This is a genomic window from Bacteroides sp. AR29, assembly GCF_900217715.1.
Classification (GTDB): domain Bacteria; phylum Bacteroidota; class Bacteroidia; order Bacteroidales; family Bacteroidaceae; genus Bacteroides; species Bacteroides uniformis.
The window spans coordinates 1-2,230 of sequence record NZ_OBMS01000057.1; the positions used below are offsets into that span (position 1 = coordinate 1).

The 2,230-nt window shown below is 50.4% G+C and carries 1 rRNA gene; it reads right to left on the reverse strand.

What is annotated here, in order from left to right:
* Positions 1-2,230: ribosomal RNA gene (locus CSD97_RS18645) — 23S ribosomal RNA — on the reverse strand; the annotation flags it as partial.

The following is a 2,230-nucleotide window of genomic DNA, read 5'->3' on the forward strand; positions in this document are numbered from 1 at the left end:
GTAGTCTACAACGACCCTGAGAAATCTAATCTTGTGGCTGGCTTCGTACTTAGATGCTTTCAGCACTTATCCAATCCCGACTTAGATACCCGGCAATGCACCTGGCGGCACAACCGGTAAACCAGAGGTCAGTCCAACACGGTCCTCTCGTACTAGTGTCAGAGCCACGCAAATTTCATGCGCCCACGATAGATAGAGACCGAACTGTCTCACGACGTTCTGAACCCAGCTCGCGTGCCACTTTAATGGGCGAACAGCCCAACCCTTGGGACCTTCTCCAGCCCCAGGATGTGACGAGCCGACATCGAGGTGCCAAACCCCTCCGTCGATATGAGCTCTTGGGAGGGATCAGCCTGTTATCCCCGGAGTACCTTTTATCCTTTGAGCGATGTCCTTTCCATACAGAAACACCGGATCACTATGCTCTAGTTTCCTACCTGATCGACTTGTAAGTCTCCCAGTCAAGCGCCCTTATGCCATTACACTCTGCCGACGGTTACCAATCGTCGTGAGGGCACCTTTAGAAGCCTCCGTTACACTTTTGGAGGCGACCACCCCAGTCAAACTACCCACCAAACAGTGTCCCCGCAACAACGGGTTAGAACTCAAATAATCAAAGGGCCGTATTTCAACAGCGGCTCCACGGACACTGGCGTGCCCGCTTCAAAGCCTCCGGCCTATCCTACACATCAATTACCCAAATTCAATGTTAAGCTATAGTAAAGGTTCACGGGGTCTTTTCGTCCCATCGCGGGTAATCGGCATCTTCACCGATACTACAATTTCACTGAGCTCACGGTTGAGACAGCGTCCAGATCATTACACCATTCGTGCAGGTCGGAACTTACCCGACAAGGAATTTCGCTACCTTAGGACCGTTATAGTTACGGCCGCCGTTTACTGGGGCTTCAATTCAATGCTTCTCTTGCGATGACATCTCCTCTTAACCTTCCAGCACCGGGCAGGTGTCAGGCTGTATACTTCATCTTTCAATTTTGCACAGCCCTGTGTTTTTGTTAAACAGTTGCCTGGACCTATTCTCTGCGCCTCGCCGTTAAGCGAGGACCCTTTATCCCGAAGTTACAGGGTCAGTTTGCCTAGTTCCTTAACCGTGAATCACTCAAGCGCCTTAGTATATTCAACCCGACTACGTGTGTCCGTTTGCGGTACGGGTACCTGCAGGATTAAGTTTAGCGGATTTTCTTGGAAGTATGATTACACGCACTATTGGATTGTTCTAAGAACGCTCCATACTATCAGGTTCGACTCTTGCTCCGGATTTGCCTGGAACAATCAGCATCTACACCCTTCAACGGACTATTCCGTCAGTCCGCGGCGCTGTCACGACTCCGTCTCCACGTCACTCCCACAGGTAGTACCGGAATATTAACCGGTTCTGCCATCGGCCTCGCCGTTCGGCTGAGCCTTAGGACCCGACTTACCCTGATCCGATTAGCGTTGATCAGGAAACCTTAGTCTTTCGGCGAGGGGGTTTCCCACCCCCTTTATCGTTACTTATACCTACATTTGCTTTTCCACACGCTCCAGCAAAGCTCGCGCTTCACCTTCGACGCAGAGTGGAATGCTCCCCTACCGATGATTTCTCATCCCAAAGCTTCGGTAGAATACTTATGCCCGATTATTATCCACGCCAAACTCCTCGACTAGTGAGCTGTTACGCACTCTTTAAATGAATGGCTGCTTCCAAGCCAACATCCTAGCTGTCTTAGCAATCTGACTTCGTTAGTTCAACTTAGTATTCATTTCGGGACCTTAGCTGTTGGTCCGGATTGTTCTCCTTTAGGACATGGACCTTAGCACCCATGCCCTCACTCCTGACATAGAACTGACACGCATTCGGAGTTTGTCAAGACTTGATAGGCGGTGAAGCCCTCGCATCTTATCAGTCGCTCTACCTCATGCCAGTATAAGTCAAGGCTGCACCTAAATGCATTTCGGGGAGTACGAGCTATCTCCAAGTTTGATTAGCCTTTCACCCCCACCCTCAGGTCATCCAGAAGCTTTTCAACGCTTATTGGTTCGGTCCTCCAGATGGTGTTACCCATCCTTCAACCTGCCCAAGGGTAGATCACTTGGTTTCGCGTCTACTCCTTCCGACTATACGCCCTGTTCAGACTCGCTTTCGCTTCGGCTGCAGATCTGAAATCCTTAACCTCGCCGGAAAAAGTAACTCGTAGGTTCATTATGCAAAAGGCACGCCGTCACACCA